This window comes from Brucella pseudintermedia, from assembly GCF_008932435.1.
GTDB classification, from domain to species: domain Bacteria; phylum Pseudomonadota; class Alphaproteobacteria; order Rhizobiales; family Rhizobiaceae; genus Brucella; species Brucella pseudintermedia.
Genome location: NZ_WBWE01000036.1, coordinates 1 through 1,400, shown reverse-complemented (window position 1 = coordinate 1,400; position 1,400 = coordinate 1). Strand labels below are relative to the sequence as shown.

The window sequence follows — 1,400 nt, the reverse complement described above, 5'->3', positions numbered from 1 at the left end:
GATAGTCAGAAGATGATAGCCAGTTCCCGGGCGGTTTGTCTCAAACACCGATCGATCGCTTGGTAGGCTGGCGCTGCAAGGCGTCCAGGTGTGGCTTGACCCACACTCCGATCGACCAGCGTGTCTTTCCCTGGACCTGTCAGCCGCCCGGGAGCGCCTTGCGGTGAGGCTTTGCCTCGGCGTTTGCTTGTGACCCAAGAAGGGCCTGACCGCGTTGGTCACATGACTGTCCTGTCCATGCATATGCCCGTGGTTGAGCCGTGCGATAGCGGTCAAACTCCAGAGGTTACGGCATGGAACAGAAGAACAAGCCAGCGCGTCATGTTGTCGGCGGCGTCGATACCCATAAGGATTTACATGTCGCAGCGGTCGTCGATGATTACGACCGCGTTCTTGAGACGCGCAGTTTCCCGACGACCCGTAACGGCTATCGGTTGATGCTTGCCTGGATGCGGACATTCGGAGAGTTGCAGCGCGTTGGTGTCGAGTGCACAGGCAGTTATGGTGCTGGGCTGCTGCGATATATGCAGGCCGCGGGCGTGGAGGTCCTTGAAGTTACCACACCAGATCGTCACGACCGTCGAAGACGGGGTAAGAATGATGATCTCGATGCCCAGGCTGCGGCACATGCCGCCTTTGCCGAACGGCGAACCGTCACACCTCGAAGCCGGGACGGCATGGTGGAATCTCTCAGAGTTTTAAAGGCTTGCCGAAAGACGGCAGTCAACGCTCGGCGCATAGCCTTGCAATTAATCCAGAATACGATCATCGCAGCGCCCGACGTCGACGTGTTGCGGGATCAGCTGCGTCGCATGACCCGCATGCAACTGGTTCGATTGCTTGCCGCCTGGCGTCCGGACTTGACAGCCTATCGCGATGTGGAAGCGGCGTATCGGATTACCCTGAAGTCGCTTGGTCGCAGATACCTCGAACTGCATGATGAGATTGCCGATCTCGACATGATGATCGCTGCAATCGTCGAAGACCTGGCTCCGGACCTTGTCGAACGTAATTCAATTGGACACAACAGCGCCGCGCAGCTTTTGCTCACCGCCGGCGACAATCCCGAGCGATTGAAGTCAGAAGCAAGTTTCGCGGCGCTCTGCGGCGTCAGCCCTGTGCCAGCATCCTCAGGAAAGACCACAAGACATCGTCTGAACCGGGGCGGCGACCGGCTTGCCAATAGCGCCCTCCATATCATTGCAATTGGCCGCCTCAGGACCGATGACAAGACAAAGCAGTATGTCGCTCGCCGTATGGCTGCGGGCCACTCCAAGCTCGATGCAATCCGGGCATTGAAACGTTACATCGCTCGGGAAGTCTTCGGCATCATCATGCGTCGCCAGAAGCAGATCAATCAAACCAGGATCGTCGCTTGACAAACAGAAGGGCGTCCAGGG

General features: G+C 57.9%; 1 protein-coding gene. It reads left to right on the top strand.

Annotation, left to right across the window (positions count from 1 at the left end; translation table 11 throughout):
* Positions 1–293: 293 nt before the first annotated feature.
* The gene (locus tag F9K78_RS21770) at positions 294–1,379 is read left to right on the top strand and encodes an IS110 family RNA-guided transposase (protein ID WP_151682754.1); all 1,086 of its coding nucleotides are present in this window, start codon (positions 294–296) and stop codon (positions 1,377–1,379) included.
* Positions 1,380–1,400 lie beyond the last annotated feature (21 nt).

Coding starts and splice junctions, on each gene's coding strand:
- F9K78_RS21770 (WP_151682754.1), top strand. CDS start 294: ATGGAACAGAAGAACAAGCCAGCGCGTCATGTTGTCGGCGGCGTCGAT.